At 51.5% G+C, this 15,782-nt stretch carries 18 protein-coding genes and 1 pseudogene; 9 read left to right on the top strand and 10 right to left on the bottom strand.

Annotated elements, in window-relative coordinates; translation table 11 throughout:
* Nucleotides 1-4 precede the first annotated feature (4 nt).
* From oppC to OGV77_RS16975, 4 genes are read left to right on the top strand one after another with little or no spacing between them, the layout of a single operon-like run.
* On the top strand, nt 5-913 hold the full coding sequence (gene oppC / locus OGV77_RS16990; protein ID WP_003020701.1) for an oligopeptide ABC transporter permease OppC: 909 nt from the start codon (nt 5-7) through the stop codon (nt 911-913).
* An 11-nt stretch (nt 914-924) separates the two neighbouring features.
* Nucleotides 925-1,938, top strand: a complete 1,014-nt coding sequence (gene oppD / locus OGV77_RS16985) for a murein tripeptide/oligopeptide ABC transporter ATP-binding protein OppD (RefSeq protein ID WP_043016133.1) — start codon at nt 925-927, stop codon at nt 1,936-1,938.
* Nucleotides 1,935-2,939 (top strand): murein tripeptide/oligopeptide ABC transporter ATP-binding protein OppF, encoded by a 1,005-nt coding sequence (gene oppF, locus OGV77_RS16980; RefSeq protein ID WP_003020696.1) that lies wholly within the window; start codon nt 1,935-1,937, stop codon nt 2,937-2,939. Before oppD ends, oppF begins: the two co-directional genes overlap by 4 nt.
* Nucleotides 2,940-2,985: 46 nt before the next feature.
* Nucleotides 2,986-3,822 carry an ion transporter gene (locus OGV77_RS16975; RefSeq protein WP_043016134.1) on the top strand — a complete coding sequence of 279 codons (837 nt, stop codon included), beginning with the start codon at nt 2,986-2,988 and terminating at the stop codon, nt 3,820-3,822.
* A 37-nt stretch (nt 3,823-3,859) separates the two neighbouring features.
* Here the strand turns inward: OGV77_RS16975 and OGV77_RS16970 are convergent, their stop codons facing one another.
* Nucleotides 3,860-4,189 (bottom strand): HI1450 family dsDNA-mimic protein, encoded by a 330-nt coding sequence (locus tag OGV77_RS16970; RefSeq protein ID WP_043016135.1) that lies wholly within the window; start codon nt 4,187-4,189, stop codon nt 3,860-3,862.
* Nucleotides 4,190-4,223: 34 nt separating this feature from the next.
* Nucleotides 4,224-5,684 (bottom strand): cardiolipin synthase, encoded by a 1,461-nt coding sequence (gene cls, locus OGV77_RS16965; RefSeq protein WP_003020687.1) that lies wholly within the window; start codon nt 5,682-5,684, stop codon nt 4,224-4,226.
* Between the two features lie 142 nt (nt 5,685-5,826).
* On the opposite strand from cls, the gene OGV77_RS16960 reads away from it, so the two are divergent.
* Nucleotides 5,827-6,000: a YciY family protein gene (locus tag OGV77_RS16960; protein ID WP_003020684.1), complete on the top strand. Its 174-nt coding sequence runs from the start codon at nt 5,827-5,829 to the stop codon at nt 5,998-6,000.
* A 51-nt stretch (nt 6,001-6,051) separates the two neighbouring features.
* Here the strand turns inward: OGV77_RS16960 and OGV77_RS16955 are convergent, their stop codons facing one another.
* Entirely contained in the window at nt 6,052-6,348 is a 297-nt protein-coding gene (locus tag OGV77_RS16955) for a YciI family protein (protein ID WP_003020675.1), read from the bottom strand.
* 224 nt (nt 6,349-6,572) lie between these two features.
* Here OGV77_RS16955 and tonB point away from each other — a divergent pair, with 224 nt between their 5' ends.
* Nucleotides 6,573-7,289, top strand: a complete 717-nt coding sequence (gene tonB, locus OGV77_RS16950) for a TonB system transport protein TonB (RefSeq protein ID WP_043017896.1) — start codon at nt 6,573-6,575, stop codon at nt 7,287-7,289.
* A gap of 83 nt (nt 7,290-7,372) precedes the next feature.
* On the opposite strand, the gene yciA is transcribed toward tonB, so the two are convergent.
* The 4 genes and pseudogenes from yciA to OGV77_RS16930 all read right to left on the bottom strand — a co-directional run.
* Nucleotides 7,373-7,774, bottom strand: a complete 402-nt coding sequence (gene yciA, locus OGV77_RS16945; RefSeq protein WP_003020670.1) for an acyl-CoA thioester hydrolase YciA — start codon at nt 7,772-7,774, stop codon at nt 7,373-7,375.
* 164 nt (nt 7,775-7,938) lie between these two features.
* Nucleotides 7,939-8,478 (bottom strand): septation protein A, encoded by a 540-nt coding sequence (locus OGV77_RS16940; protein WP_087050485.1) that lies wholly within the window; start codon nt 8,476-8,478, stop codon nt 7,939-7,941.
* Nucleotides 8,479-8,531: 53 nt separating this feature from the next.
* On the bottom strand, nt 8,532-9,275 hold the full coding sequence (locus tag OGV77_RS16935; protein WP_003020663.1) for a YciC family protein: 744 nt from the start codon (nt 9,273-9,275) through the stop codon (nt 8,532-8,534).
* A 28-nt stretch (nt 9,276-9,303) separates the two neighbouring features.
* Nucleotides 9,304-9,390 (bottom strand): annotated as a pseudogene (locus OGV77_RS16930) (YkgJ family cysteine cluster protein); the annotation flags it as partial.
* A 283-nt stretch (nt 9,391-9,673) separates the two neighbouring features.
* Between OGV77_RS16930 and ompW the strand changes: the two are divergent.
* The 3 genes from ompW (at nt 9,674) to OGV77_RS16915 (ending at nt 12,379) form a co-directional block, all read left to right on the top strand.
* Nucleotides 9,674-10,312: an outer membrane protein OmpW gene (gene ompW / locus OGV77_RS16925; RefSeq protein WP_043016137.1), complete on the top strand. Its 639-nt coding sequence runs from the start codon at nt 9,674-9,676 to the stop codon at nt 10,310-10,312.
* Nucleotides 10,313-10,445: 133 nt separating this feature from the next.
* Nucleotides 10,446-10,721 (top strand): hypothetical protein, encoded by a 276-nt coding sequence (locus OGV77_RS16920; RefSeq protein ID WP_047410825.1) that lies wholly within the window; start codon nt 10,446-10,448, stop codon nt 10,719-10,721.
* A 185-nt stretch (nt 10,722-10,906) separates the two neighbouring features.
* Complete coding sequence (locus tag OGV77_RS16915; RefSeq protein WP_080625252.1) at nt 10,907-12,379, top strand: GGDEF domain-containing protein; 1,473 nt, start codon at nt 10,907-10,909, stop codon at nt 12,377-12,379.
* A gap of 32 nt (nt 12,380-12,411) precedes the next feature.
* On the opposite strand, the gene trpA is transcribed toward OGV77_RS16915, so the two are convergent.
* Genes trpA through trpCF form a run of 3 tightly spaced genes read right to left on the bottom strand, consistent with a single transcriptional unit; the run spans nt 12,412 to nt 15,780 of the window.
* Complete coding sequence (gene trpA / locus OGV77_RS16910) at nt 12,412-13,218, bottom strand: tryptophan synthase subunit alpha (RefSeq protein WP_043016139.1); 807 nt, start codon at nt 13,216-13,218, stop codon at nt 12,412-12,414.
* Nucleotides 13,218-14,411 carry a tryptophan synthase subunit beta gene (trpB, locus tag OGV77_RS16905; protein ID WP_043016140.1) on the bottom strand — a complete coding sequence of 398 codons (1,194 nt, stop codon included), beginning with the start codon at nt 14,409-14,411 and terminating at the stop codon, nt 13,218-13,220. The genes trpA and trpB overlap by 1 nt, the downstream gene beginning before the upstream one ends.
* Before the next feature lie 10 nt (nt 14,412-14,421).
* Nucleotides 14,422-15,780 (bottom strand): bifunctional indole-3-glycerol-phosphate synthase TrpC/phosphoribosylanthranilate isomerase TrpF, encoded by a 1,359-nt coding sequence (gene trpCF, locus OGV77_RS16900; protein ID WP_080626317.1) that lies wholly within the window; start codon nt 15,778-15,780, stop codon nt 14,422-14,424.
* Nucleotides 15,781-15,782: the final 2 nt, after the last annotated feature.

Below are 15,782 nucleotides of genomic sequence, written 5' to 3'. Positions count from 1 at the left end.
CGCTATGATGTTAAGTAAGAAAAACAGCGAAGCGCTGGAGAATTTCAGTGAAAAGCTGGAGGTCGAAGGCCGCAGCCTGTGGCAAGACGCGCGTCGACGCTTTATGCATAACCGCGCGGCGGTAGCAAGCCTGGTGGTGCTGGTGATCATTGCGTTGTTTGTGACGCTGGCGCCGATGCTGTCGCAGTTTACCTACTTCGATACCGACTGGGGCATGATGTCCAGCGCGCCGGATACGGAGTCCGGACACTATTTCGGCACCGACTCGTCGGGTCGTGACCTGCTGGTTCGTGTGGCGATTGGCGGGCGTATCTCGCTGATGGTCGGCATTGCCGCGGCGCTGGTGGCGGTAGTCGTCGGTACGCTGTACGGCTCTCTGTCGGGCTATCTCGGCGGTAAAATCGACTCGGTGATGATGCGTCTGCTGGAAATCCTCAACTCCTTCCCTTTCATGTTCTTTGTGATCCTGTTGGTTACCTTCTTTGGACAAAATATCCTGCTGATTTTTGTTGCTATCGGAATGGTCTCCTGGCTCGATATGGCGCGTATCGTGCGTGGACAAACGCTGAGTCTCAAGCGCAAAGAGTTCATTGAAGCAGCACAAGTGGGTGGAGTGTCTACCGTACGCATCGTTATCCGTCATATTGTGCCGAACGTGCTGGGCGTAGTGGTGGTATACGCTTCATTGCTGGTGCCGAGCATGATTCTGTTTGAATCCTTCCTCAGCTTTTTGGGATTAGGTACGCAAGAACCGTTAAGTAGTTGGGGCGCGCTGCTCAGTGATGGTGCCAACTCGATGGAAGTCTCACCATGGCTGCTGCTGTTCCCGGCAGGTTTCCTGGTGGTCACTTTGTTTTGTTTTAACTTTATTGGCGATGGCCTGCGTGATGCCCTCGACCCGAAAGACCGTTAAGGAGTGCAGCCATGAGCGTAATTGAAACCTCAACCGCGCCGCTCGCGCAACAACAGGCTAACGCACTGCTGAACGTAAAAGATCTGCGCGTGACGTTTGCCACCCCCGATGGCGATGTGACTGCGGTCAACGATTTAAACTTTTCTCTGCGAGCCGGAGAAACGCTGGGGATTGTCGGGGAATCCGGCTCGGGTAAATCGCAAACGGCCTTTGCTCTGATGGGCCTGCTGGCCGCAAATGGCCGTATCGGGGGTTCTGCAACCTTCAATGGGCGTGAAATTCTGAACTTACCGGAACGTGAGCTGAACAAACTGCGCGCTGAGCAAATCTCGATGATTTTCCAGGACCCGATGACCTCCCTCAATCCGTACATGCGGGTCGGCGAGCAGTTGATGGAAGTTCTGATGCTGCATAAAGGCATGAGCAAAGCGGAGGCTTTTGAAGAGTCTGTCAGAATGCTGGATGCGGTGAAAATGCCGGAAGCGCGTAAACGCATGAAAATGTATCCGCATGAATTTTCCGGCGGCATGCGTCAGCGCGTAATGATCGCCATGGCGCTATTGTGCAGGCCTAAATTACTGATAGCCGATGAGCCGACCACCGCACTCGATGTGACGGTACAGGCGCAAATCATGACGCTGCTGAATGAACTGAAAAGTGAATTCAACACTGCGATTATCATGATCACCCATGACCTGGGGGTTGTTGCTGGTATTTGCGATAAAGTTCTGGTGATGTACGCCGGACGCACTATGGAATACGGTAGCGCGCGGGATGTCTTTTATAAACCCGTTCATCCGTATTCAATTGGTTTGTTGAATGCCGTACCTCGTCTGGATGCCGAAGGGGAAGAGATGCTGACTATCCCTGGCAACCCTCCGAACCTGCTGCGCCTGCCAAAAGGCTGTCCATTCCAGCCGCGTTGCCCGCATGCGATGGACATCTGTAGCAGTGCTCCGCCACTGGAGGAATTTAGTCCGGGCCGTCTGCGCGCCTGCTTTAAACCGGTGGAGGAACTGGTATGAATGCGGTCACCGAACAACGAAAAGTGCTCCTGGAGATTGCCGATCTTAAAGTCCATTTCGACATTAAAGATGGCAAACAGTGGTTCTGGCAACCGTCTAAAACCCTGAAGGCGGTTGATGGCGTAACCCTACGGCTGTATGAAGGTGAAACCCTGGGCGTGGTAGGCGAATCAGGCTGCGGAAAATCGACCTTTGCCCGTGCGATCATTGGCCTGGTGAAAGCCACTGATGGAAAGGTCGCCTGGCTGGGTAAAGATTTACTGGGCATGAAACCCGATGAGTGGCGGGAGGTGCGCAGCGATATCCAGATGATTTTCCAGGATCCGCTGGCATCGTTAAACCCGCGTATGACCATTGGTGAAATCATTGCCGAACCGCTGCGGACTTATCATCCAAACCTGCCGGGTCAGGAAGTCCGCGACCGTGTGAAGGCGATGATGATGAAGGTTGGATTACTGCCCAACCTGATTAACCGCTACCCGCATGAGTTTTCTGGTGGTCAGTGTCAGCGTATTGGTATTGCCCGTGCGTTGATCCTCGAACCGAAGCTGATTATTTGCGATGAACCCGTTTCGGCGCTGGACGTATCCATTCAGGCCCAGGTGGTGAACCTGCTGCAACAGCTTCAACGTGAAATGGGATTATCGTTAATCTTTATTGCCCACGACCTGGCGGTGGTTAAACACATCTCCGACCGCGTGCTGGTTATGTATCTCGGCCATGCTGTGGAATTAGGGACCTATGACGAGGTGTACCATAACCCGCTGCATCCATATACCAAAGCGCTGATGTCTGCGGTGCCGATCCCCGATCCGGATCAGGAAAGGAACAAGGTTATCCAGTTGCTGGAAGGCGAATTACCGTCGCCGATAAACCCTCCTTCCGGCTGCGTGTTCCGTACGCGCTGCCCGATTGCCGGACCGGAATGCGCAAAAACGCGTCCGGTTCTCGAAGGAAGTTTCCGACACGCCGTTTCCTGCCTGAAAGTAGACCCGCTATAATCGTGAGGGCTGACAAAGGTCAGCCCTTTTTTTTGGTGAGGTATCTGTGCCAGGTTTAGTCTCTTCCGTCCGCCGCGCGCTCTATCGCAAGTTATTCGATTTAAACACCCGTTCCGGGCGTCGCTTTGAAGGTCTGTGCGCGCTGTTCGCCTTGCTCAGCGTTATTGTTATCTTCATTGAGTCCGGAGTAGGGACGCAATACCATTTAACTTACGATGAATGGCATATTTTTGTCTGGCTGGAGATCTTTATCACTCTGGTCTTTACTCTCGAATATCTTCTGCGCTTATGCTGCTGGGCCAACCCTGCTAAATATGTGTTTAGCTTCTGGGGGATAATCGACCTGGCCACTATTCTGCCACTGTATGTGATGTGGCTATGGCCTGAAATAAGTCTGAGTTATGTCTTCGCCTGGCGGGCGATGCGCGTCCTGCGCGTCCTGCGCATTCTCAAGTTGCTGCGCTTTATGCCTTCCCTGCGTGTGTTCTGGAATGCGTTAAAAAGCGCCCGGCATCAGTTGATGCTGTTCTATTCTTTTATTGCCATTCTGATGGTGGTTTTTGGCGCGATGATGTATCTGATAGAAGGGCCAAAATATGGCTTTACTACGCTGAATGCGTCGGTGTATTGGGCCATTGTAACGGTCACTACCGTCGGCTATGGCGATATCACTCCTCACACGCCGTTGGGACGTATGGTCGCGTCTGTGCTTATCCTGATTGGTTACTCGGTGATTGCGATACCGACGGGATTGATTACCACACACATGAGCAGTGCTTTCCAGCATCGACAGAATGAACGTAAATGTCCCCAGTGCCAGCAGGCGCAGCACGAACATAGCGCGCAGTTTTGTAACCGCTGCGGAAGTAAACTACCGGGCTAAAAATGAAAAAAGCTGCGAGAGCAGCTTTTTTGTTTGATTATTCACGCCAGAGAATATGGCAGAGTTTGTGATCTTTTTCGCGACATAATAAAACGCGCGCAAAAATATCGTTAATCTCTCCATCTTCTGTATCTGCCAGACCAATCACCACTTCGGCAAAGAAATCAGGGTTCAGGTCAAAATCAACATGCTCCTGCCAGTCTTCTGCCGGATCGAATAATTCGGCACCGCCGCGCTCTTCAAACTGCAAATTAAACAGAATGATATCTGCCGGATCGAGGTTGTCCACAGCCAGTTCGAGAAAAATATCGTAAGCCTGCTCAAGCGTTTCGTCTTCAGTCAGACGATTGTTCAAATCCATATCCATAATGACTACCTGTTTACTGTCTGATGGGCACGTTTTACAGCAACGGGCTAAAGAAGTAAAACAGTCGCTCGGCGATCCGCTGCCAGAGAGGTCGTTTTACCCACAAACGGGCATCAAGCAGGCGGGAACGCGAAATATAATCATCCTGCACGGCGGCGAGATCGCCGCCGAATCCGGCATCGTCAATGACCAGCGTGATTTCAAAATTGAGCCACAGACTGCGCATATCCAGGTTAACGGTACCGACCAGGCTCAGCTCGCCATCAACCAGTACGCTCTTGGTGTGTAACAGGCCGCCTTCGAACTGATAGATTTTGACGCCTGCCGCCAGCAGTTCAGTGAAAAAGGCCCGGCTTGCCCAGCCAACCAACAGGGAATCATTCTTACGCGGAAGAATGATACTGACGTCGACCCCACGCTGCGCCGCCGTACAAATGGCGTGCAGCAAATCGTCGCTGGGAACAAAGTAGGGCGTGGTCATAATTAAATATTCGCGAGCCGAATAAGCTGCGGTTAACAGCGCCTGATGAATCAAGTCTTCTGGGAAACCAGGACCCGAGGCGATAGTGTGAATGGTATGGCCGCTGGCCTGCTCAAACGGCATGATATTGACGTCCGGCGGCGGGGGTAAAATGCGCTTTCCGGTCTCAATTTCCCAGTCGCAGGAATAGACGATGCCCATAGCGGTGGCTACCGGGCCTTCCATTCTTGCCATCAAATCAACCCATTGCCCAACGCCAGCATCTTGTTTGAAGAAGCGCGGATCGACCATGTTCATGCTGCCGGTATACGCAATGTAGTTGTCGATCATGATCATTTTGCGGTGCTGGCGCAGGTCCATCCGGCGTAAAAACACACGCATCAGGTTCACTTTCAGCGCTTCAACAACCTCGATCCCTGCGTTACGCATCATCGCCGCCCATGGGCTACGGAAGAACGCCACGCTGCCCGCCGAGTCCAGCATCAGGCGGCAGTGAATCCCGCGTCTGGCGGCGGCCATTAATGATTCGGCGACCTGATCGGCCATACCGCCCGGCTGCCAGATGTAGAACACCATCTCTATGTTGTGGCGCGCGAGTTGAATATCACGGATTAATGCCTGCATCACGTCATCTGAACTGGTGAGCAGCTGCAGCTGATTTCCCTTAACGCCGGCAATTCCTTGACGCCGCTCGCACAGTTTAAATAAGGATGAGGCGACGCTGCTGTTTTCCTGCGCAAAAATATGCTTACAGGCTTTAAGATCGTTCAGCCACTTGGCCGTTGACGGCCACATTGCTCGGGCACGTTCGGCGCGACGTTTACCCAGGTGGAGCTCACCGAAGGACAGATAAGCAATGATCCCTACCAATGGCAGAATATAGATGATCAAAAGCCAGGCCATTGCGGAGGGCACTGCGCGTCGTTTCATTAGAATGCGTAATGTTACGCCAGCAATGAGTACCCAGTAACCCAGAATGACCAGCCAACTCACCACGGTGTAGAAGGTTGTCATAAATTTAAAAATCCTTTTGAAAGCGTATTGTTAAGAGTTTACGCATCAGGATTAATCTGGCAAATAAAAACACGGGAAAACCGCTGGTCTGCATTCGGTGTGGCGTTATAATGGCCACTCAGTGACTGAAAGAGTAGTAAACATGAAGCGTAGTAGAACGGAAGTGGGACGCTGGCGGATGCTGCGTCAGGCTAGCCGCCGTAAAGCACGTTGGCTTGAAGGACAATCGCGTCGTAATATGCGTATCCACACTATCAGAAAGTGCATTCTCAACCATCAACGCAACTCGTTGCTGTTTGCGATCCACAGTATCTGATCTAAAAGGGCACCGCTGGCGGTGCCCAATGTCTGCTTTTTGTTCTGTTTTTTAAAAAACTTTTTTGTACGGTTTTACTGAAACCTGCGCATAAACGCCTGCCGCCACATACGGATCGGCTTCAGCCCACGCCTGCGCGGCTTCTAAAGATTCAAATTCTGCAATCACCGTTGAGCCGGTAAACCCTGCTGCACCCGGATCGTTACTGTCAACCGCTGGCATGGGGCCTGCAGTCAGCAAGCGGCCTTCGTCATGCAGGAGTTGCAGACGAGCCAGATGGGCAGGGCGTACAGAAAGACGTTTTTCGAGAGAGTCTGCAATATCTTGAGCGTAAATAACGTACAGCACGGGTAGAGCTCCTTGAAGGGTAAAAGGTCATATTTACGTTATTGGAAAGGCCTGATAACTGCAACGGAAAGATAGCTGATATGTTAAGGCCATACTATGGAAATGGTTTTTTATCATAAAATCGCGTTTTAAATGCCAGTTAGCCTCACGGTCTTATTGAATATGATTGCTATTTGCATTTAAAATCAGGGCCTGGTTTTTTTACTGAAACGATTATGACTTCAATGACCCTTGATTTACCTCGTCGCTTTCCCTGGCCTACGTTACTTTCAGTCGGCATTCATGGTGCTGTAGTGGCAGGTTTGCTGTATACCTCGGTACATCAGGTTATTGAACTGCCTGCGCCAGCGCAGCCGATCTCCGTTACGATGGTTGCGCCTGCCGATCTTGAACCGCCTCAGGCCGTTCAGCCGCCGCCGGAACCTGTCGTCGAGCCTGAACCGGAACCAGAGCCGATCCCGGAACCGCCAAAAGAAGCGCCGGTAGTGATTGAGAAACCGAAGCCCAAGCCTAAACCGAAGCCAAAACCGGTGAAAAAGGTGGAAGAGCAGCCGAAGCGTGATGTTAAGCCAGCCGAGCCGCGTCAGTCGTCTCCGTTTGAAAATACTGCGCCTGCGCGTCCAACGACCAGTAGCGCCCCGGCAACGACTAAACCGGCGGTGAGCGCACCTTCTGGTCCGCGAGCCTTAAGCCGTAATCAGCCGCAATATCCGGCGCGTGCCCAGGCGCTGCGCATTGAAGGCCGTGTGAAGGTCAAATTTGACGTAACCTCGGATGGCCGGGTTGAAAATGTAGAAGTTCTGTCCGCACAGCCTGCGAATATGTTTGAGCGTGAAGTGAAAAATGCAATGCGCAGATGGCGCTATGAGGCCGGTAAACCAGGTTCCGGGCTGGTGGTGAATATTGTCTTCCGCCTGAACGGCACAACGCAAATCGAGTAAACGTCAGGCCGAATTTGGCGGTCCGCCGCCTGCCGGTAATGATCAAGAGTATGATTACCGGCAGGCGGTGCTGGCGCGAGCTATCAGGCCAGGGTAGGGATTGGACGAGGTTTACCGTCTTTATCAACGGCAACATAGATAAACAGGGCTTCGGTGGCTTTATAGCGCTGGCCGATAGGTTCTGAAGCAACTTTCTTTACCCAAACTTCAATATTAATGCTGATCGAAGTCGTCCCGCGCTTCACGCAGCGAGCATAGCAACAAACCACATCGCCTACGGCGACTGGGCGCAAAAAGCTCATTCCTTCAACCCGCACCGTGACCACACGACCATGTGCGATCTCTTTGGCCTGAATAGCGCCGCCTATATCCATTTGTGACATCAGCCAGCCGCCAAAAATATCACCGTTCGCGTTGGTATCGGCAGGCATAGCCAGAGTGCGTAAAACCAGTTCGCCCTGGGGAGTGTTATTCGTTGTTGTCATTGTAGAACCGACTATAGAGAAAGATTACAGGCGCGATGCTACTAGAATTTACGCGCTGAGAACAGAGGGATGGAGCGTGTGGAGCGGAAGTCAGTCGGGTTAAAGGAGATAAGGAACGCGAGGGGATAAAAATTCGCCAGATCCGTAGATCTGGCGAGCATGTATTACGATTTATCTTCCTGCGGAAGATGGCGGTAAATATAGACTCCGCTTAGTAACGTAAAGATTAGGGTCAGGGCGGTCAGGCCAAATACTTTAAAGTTGACCCAAATATTCTGCGGTAGCCAAAACGCAATATAGATATTCGCCAGACCGCACAGGATGAAGAAGACGGCCCAGGCTAAATTAAGTTTTGACCATACCGGCTGAGGCAGGGTCAGCTCTTTGCCTAACATGCGCTGGATCAGCGGCTTTTTCATCACCCACTGGCTAACCAGCAGCGCACCGGCAAACAGTCCATAAATCACCGTTACTTTCCACTTAATGAATTCATCATTGTGGAAGAAGATGGTCAGGCCACCGAACACGGCTACCAGAACAAAGGTGATTAATGCCATCTTTTCGACCTTGCGATAGCGAACCCAGCTGTAAATTAAAACAACAGCCGTCGCGACAATCAGCGCCGAGGTCGCCGCATAGATGTCGTAGAGCTTATAAAAAGCAAAAAAGACAACCAGCGGTAAAAAATCAAGAAACTGCTTCATTCTTCGATTCCGTCATCAAAAGCACCGGGTACAAGCCCGGAAGCGTTCAGGGTTTATTGGCGAATCAGCATGTACAGGCGGAACAAATAGATCAGCAACACGGCGGAGATCATATTGCTCAGCGTATTCGCCAATACCGCGCCTACATTTGGCGTAAGTACCGCAAAACTTGGCGCAAAAAGCAACAGCAGAGTTTTTGCCAGCAGCCAACCGATCACTGCTGGCGCAACCAGGCGCATATTCGACCATGCCAGGCGCATACTGTTGCGCATAGCGGCAAAGACACCCATTTTGTCCTGTACCAACATCACCGGTGCGAGCGCCAGCAGGATGGCCAGCAGAATACCCGGCACCACAACCAGCATAATACCGATTTGCACCAGCAGAGTAGTCAGAAAAATCAGAATAAACAGCTTAGGCAGAACCGGCGCGCTGGCACCGATGGCGCGTAATGCGCTGACCCGATGACCGGCTGAAATCAGTTGAATCATCAGGATGACACCCCCGGCGAGGATGGCATTACCAATCAAGCCGGAAAACGTCGACGCCGCGGAAGCGCGTAGCAAAATTTGCTGTTGCTCCGGGGTCATGTTCTGTACCAGATCGAACAAGCCCACGCTGCTGGTTAACTGATCGCCTTCACTGAGTTGCGCAATTTGTGCGTCGGTGGGAGAAAAGGCATGCCCTAACACCACTGTGATAAACGCGCACAACAACGATACCAGCAAGATGGTAATGAATTGATTACGGAAAAAGTTTCCCGTGTCACGGTAAACGGATTTCGCCGTGATAGACATGCACTCTCCTTGAGTTTTGCAGGTGTTCATTTGCGGGCAATTGTACCCTGGATAACTCCACAGTGGCAGCATCGCGCGATGTATGGAAAAGCATATCTTTGTAAAGCCCCGGTAATTTTTGGCTATGACTTCAGCGTCATGCAAGAACGTTGGTTGTTCTCTGCGCATCACGGACAAATAACCATCGCCATTCGGCAACGCAGGTCAGTTACTTGCGTGGCGAAAATATATCAAAATTGATCTGAATTAAGTTAACCAGGATTTTGAATGCAAGTTCTAACTTAATCTGGATCAATAAATGTTAAATTATCAAAGTCAATGTGATCCAGGTTAGATCACTTATTACTCCAATGTGGGTATATTCGTTCCGCTTTTATAACCATAACGATGGAGCGGACATGAAAAAATTAACAGTTGCAGCATTGGCTTTAACAACTCTTCTCTCTGGCAACGCATTTGCGCATGAGGCCGGAGAATTCTTTATTCGTGCAGGTTCTGCCACCGTCAGACCGACGGAAGGCGCGGGTGGTACGCTGGGAAGCCTGGGTGGCTTTAATGTCAGCAATAACACGCAGTTGGGTCTGACATTTACCTATATGGCAACCGACAATATCGGTGTTGAATTACTGGCAGCCACGCCGTTCCGCCATAAAATTGGTACTGCCACAACGGGTGACATTGCTACCGTCCACCATTTACCGCCGACCTTAATGGCACAGTGGTATTTCGGTGATTCCAGCAGCAAACTGCGTCCATACGTGGGTGTTGGTGTGAACTACACCACCTTCTTTGACGAAGGTTTTAACGATAACGGCAAACAGACTGGTTTATCTGACCTGAGCCTGAAAGATTCCTGGGGCGCGGCAGGGCAAGTGGGTATGGACTACCTGATTAACCGCGACTGGTTGATTAACATGTCGGTCTGGTACATGGATATCGATACCACCGCGAGCTACAAACTGGCTGGCGCGCAGCAGCATGACAGCGTACGCCTCGATCCGTGGGTGTTTATGTTCTCTGCGGGTTATCGCTTCTAAGTCCGTGATTAAAATGCTGAAAGGCTGATCGCTCCACGGTCAGCTTTTTTTATTGCCCATTTATTTCTTCCAGCCACTCTCCCCGTCGATGTAATGCTACTCTTTAAGCAAACTGGCTTTGAGGGCATTCACAATGATGTTGACTCGCCACCTGCTACAACAAAAAATCACGCTTCTGGAACCATTCACCGAAGATCAAACGGCAGCGTTTGCCGTGAGTGCCGCGCGTGAATTACTGATTTATATGGATAAAATTGAGACGCTGGAAAAACGTATTGCGACTCCGGTTACACTACCTTTTTGCAGCGCCAGTCCGGTTTGTGAGATTGAAGCGGGCTACGCCGCAGGCGTGAGCGATTGTCGTGAGGCCATTCGTCGGGCAGGATATCCGATTGAGGGTGATGATTAGTTTGCATTTATGTTAACAAAAATGCGCTTTTATTGTATAAGTCTGTAACTTTAGCTCGCATAACAACGGGCTTCTAACTCATCAGCTTAGGGAAGGTTAATATTCTCAATCAACGTACAGCGCAGTTATGCAACAACAAAAACGGGTAACCGGTTTGGCAATATGTTAACTATCAGGGTGGACTCGTGAAGATTGTGCAGGACAAGCTCAGAAACAGGCAGGCACTGCTGGTATCAGGGCTCATTACGTTGATATTTACCTCGTTGTTTCTGTTTATTATTTATGAGCAGCGTATGGCTACTGCCAGCGAAGGCGTTAACCGCCTGCAAGCGCGCATGATGGACATTTTTAACGATAACGAGCTGATCGCCGATGCGATTGGTGAGCGCTATCACCATATCAAAACGGGTGAACAATGCGGCGATATTTCACAATTTGTTCCCCGCTATGAGAATGAATGGGGAATTAACGCCGACCCAAAGCGGCTGCATTCGGCGACGGGGACAATGGTTGCCCAGCAAATCGGTCACAACGCGCTGTGTATGTATACGGCGGCGGAGTTTATTCGCGGCATGGTCAATGAGCTGAACCCAGGCAGCTTCGATGCACATCGTTATATTATTGCCAAAAATTCAGATTATTTTTACTGGTTTATGGCTTCTGATTCGCGCAATTTCAGTTTCTCTAATTCTGAAATGGCGCGGGATATTACCCAATTTTTCTATCCGCCGGTCGATTTCTATACCCGACTGTTGCAGAAAAATGTCAAAAATAAAGCCCTTAGTTCCACGAACTTTTATACCGATAAAATTACCGGTGAAAAAGCTTATAGCGTGGTGAGCTATATCTACGATTTGTCTGGTAAAGAGATATCAGACCAAATTGTGGCCTATCTGGTCTATGACCATTCAAAGCCAGAATTACAGGAAGCGTTGGCTCAGGCCTTTGACGACCAAATTCCACCGGAGCTGAATGTGGAGTTGGTGAATTTAACCAATAATGAGAGTCTCTGCTTATCCGGTAAATGTAACGGTCAATCCCGTTTTATGGTGCGCAATTTTTCGGAGAAATATGCACTGCACTATTCACTTTCATTAGGCCGTTTTATGGCGCGCGACCCGCATGCAGGAATCGTTATGCTGCTGGCGCCGTTCTTTTTCATCATCATTAGTTTCTCGTTAAAATCATGGCTGAACGAAAGCGATCTTAAAGTTTATATTGATACGCTGACCGGCTGTTTTAATCGTCGAATTCTCGACATCATTAAGCGCCGTGATTTATCACACTGTTCGGTGGTGCTACTGGACTGCAATAAGTTTAAAGCCGTCAATGATACCTGGGGCCATGCGGCGGGCGATCGCGCGCTGCAAATTATTGCCAACAGGATGTTGTCAAACACCCGCACCAGCCACGATATTGTGATCCGTACCGGCGGGGATGAATTTATGATCCTGCTGTTTCGCTCGCAGGCTAATGACGCCTTCGCGATCGCGCAACGTATTAGCGGGCAGGTGACCAGCCATGTGTTTGTGGTGGACGGCCATACCGTGCCATTGTCAGTCTCGTGGGGGATTGCAGAGGTGAACGGCGAATTGGATGTGGCGATTCAGAATGCGGATAACGCCATGTATAAAATGAAGCACAAGAAAGAGGGATAAAACCGCCAGAAGTTTCTGGCGGTTGATGTAGCTTACTGGCGGGTGGCGGCTTTCATCGCGCTGACAAAAGCGTTCAGCTCAGCCAGCATTTGTTCTGGTACCGCAACATTCTTCTCAATGATTTTCACAATCGCCGAGCCGGAAATTGCGCCAGCAGCGCCGGCTTCAATAGCACCGGCGACCTGTTCAGGCGCAGAGATACCGAACCCCTGTAAAGAAGGCGGCGCATCATATTCTTTCAATTTTTCGACCAGGTGATGCAGCGGTAACGCCGCACGATTTTCCGCACCGGTAACACCTGCACGCGAAAGCAGGTAGGTATAGCCGCGACCGTAAGAGGCAATCTGGCGCAGCAGTTCTTCATCGGCGTTCGGCGGACAGATAAAAATAGGTGCGATGTTGTGGCGCAGTGCCGCAGCTCTGAATGGCGCGGATTCCTCAACGGGAACATCGGCTACAAGCACCGAATCCACACCTACTTTTTCGCACTGGGCGTAAAACTCGTCGATGCCCTTACTGAACACCAGGTTGGCATACATCAGCAACCCAATGGGAATAGTTGGGTGCTTCTGGCGAATCAGCGCCAGCATTTCAAAGCATTGCGACGGCGTGACGCCGGCGGCAAATGCACGCAGGGTGGCTTCCTGAATAGTTGGGCCGTCAGCCAGCGGATCGGAGAACGGAATACCGAGCTCAAGGGCATCGGCACCGGCTTCAATCAGCGTATCAATGATTTTCAGTGACTGCTCAACGGACGGATCGCCCAGGGTTACGAAGGGGACAAAAGCACCTTCTTTGCGGTCCTTCAGCTGTGCAAACAGGTTTTCGTAACGTTCCATCAGATTTCCCCTCGCGCTTTCAGAATATCGTGTACGGTGAAAATGTCTTTGTCGCCGCGACCGGAGAGATTAACCACCAGTAGCTGCTCTTTTTCCGGGTTTTCACGCATCATTTTCAATGCGTGCGCCAGGGCATGGGAGGACTCCAGTGCCGGAATAATCCCCTCGTGCAGACACAGCGTTTTGAAGGCTTCCAGCGCTTCATCGTCGGTGATCGAAACATAATCGGCGCGACCAATGCTGTTCAGATACGCATGCTGTGGTCCGACTGACGGGAAGTCCAGCCCCGCAGATACAGAGTAAGACTCTTCAATCTGTCCTTCTTCGGTCTGCATCATGGGGGACTTCATGCCGAAGTAAATCCCGACACGGCCATGTTTCAACGGCGCGCCATGTTCCCCGGACTCAATCCCGTGACCGCCTGGCTCTACACCAATCAGACCGACGCTGGCTTCATTAATAAAGTCTGCGAACATACCGATAGCGTTAGAACCGCCGCCCACGCAGGCGATAACGGCGTCCGGCAGGCGCCCCTCTTTTTCGAGGATCTGTGCTTTGGTTTCTTCACCGATCATGCGCTGGAATTCACGAACAATGGTCGGGAAGGGGTGCGGACCTGCCGCCGTACCGAGCATATAGTGCGCGGTATCGTAGCTGCCAGACCAGTCGCGCAGCGCTTCGTTACAGGCATCTTTCAGCGTTGCGGAACCGCTGTGAACCGGGATGACTTCAGCACCCATCAGACGCATACGGAAAACGTTAGGCGACTGGCGTTCAACGTCTTTCGCACCCATATAAATACGGCATTTCAACCCCAGCAGTGCGCTGGCGAGAGCTGATGCAACACCGTGCTGACCCGCGCCGGTTTCGGCGATGATCTCTGTTTTACCCATACGCTTCGCCAGCAACGCCTGGCCCAGCACCTGGTTAGTTTTGTGCGCGCCGCCGTGCAGTAAATCTTCACGTTTGAGATACAGCGTCGTGTTAGTGCCTTGAGTAATGTTCTGGCACTTGGTCAGTGCGGTTGGGCGACCAGCATAGTTTTTCAGCAGGTCTGTAAACTGCGCCTGAAATTCAGGATCTTTTTGCGCGCTGACAAAAGCTTCTTCCAGCTGGCGCAGGGCAGGCATCAGAATCTGTGGCACATACATACCGCCAAATTCACCAAAATATGGATTGAGTAATGTTGTCATGTCCTTTTCCTTAATATGCGCGCAGCGTCTGAAAGACCGAAGCCAAAAGACGTGCATCCTTGATGCCCGGCAGTGACTCTACGCCAGAATTGAAATCGAGACCGGCACAGCCGGCTTTTGCTGCGTCAACGCAGTTATCTGCGCCGAGTCCGCCAGCCAGTAAAACGTTATCCAGCGATTGTCCGCCTAAAAGTGACCAGTCGAAGCGTTGACCGCTGCCGCCCTGACCATTGTCGAATACGTATTTATCGACATGCTGATAATCACGGGCTGGCAAGGTCTCGCTGACGCTCAGCGCCTTCCAGATTTGTACCTGCGCGGGTAGCGCATCGCGTAGCGCATCAATATAGGCCTGGTCTTCACTACCATGCAGTTGCACGGCAGTGAGTCCCAAAGCAGCCGCTATTTCACGCACGTCGCTAATCTCTGTGTTGCGAAACACCCCGACGTATTGCAGCGGCGCGCCGGTCATGACCTCTCGCGCCTGTTCAACGCCGATCGCGCGCGGCGATGTGGGCACAAAAATCAAGCCACCGTAAATGGCGCCCGCTTCGTATGCCGCGTTTGCATCCTGAGCCCGGGTTAAACCGCAGACTTTATTCTCGCCAAGTAGTACGCGACGTACGGCGGCATGCAGATCATCGTGCGACATCAGCGCGGAGCCAATCAGAAAACCGTTGGCGAAGTGGCTGAGCTCGCGCACCTGACCATAGGTATTGATGCCGGACTCGCTGATGACGGTTACGCCATGACCCAGTCGCGGCGCCAACTGGCGGGTGCGATTCAGGTCAATCGACAGATCGCGTAAATCACGGTTATTGATACCAACGACTTTGGCGCCCAGAGCGATAGCACGCTCCAGCTCTTCTTCGTTACTGACTTCGGTCAGTACGCCCATTTTCAGGCTATGGGCGACGGCGGCGAGTTGACGGTATTGCTCATCATCAAGCACCGACAGCATCAACAGACAGGCATCCGCCTGGTAGAAACGTGCCAGGTAAATCTGGTATGGATCGATAATAAAATCCTTACACAGAATCGGCTGCGGTGCGATCCGGCTGACGATGGGCAGGAAATCAAAGCTCCCCTGGAAATATTTCTCATCGGTCAGGACGGAAATTGCGGAAGCATAATGTTTATATATCCCCGCAATCTGTGTCGGGTCAAAGTCATCGCGGATCACGCCTTTTGACGGAGACGCTTTTTTGCACTCCAGAATAAAGGCGGTGCGCGCACCCTGCAGCGCATCGTAGAAATCGCGAGAGCTGGGTTGAACATCATTCTGAAAGCTGGCCAGCGGTTGTTGCTGTTTGCGGGCTTCTACCCAAATCGCCTTGTCTGCGACAATTTTCGCTAAAACGGTTTGCATCA

The organism is Citrobacter sp. Ce129, from assembly GCF_030334545.1.
Classification (GTDB): Bacteria; Pseudomonadota; Gammaproteobacteria; order Enterobacterales; family Enterobacteriaceae; genus Citrobacter; species Citrobacter europaeus.
This window is presented reverse-complemented; position numbering and strand designations above follow the sequence as displayed.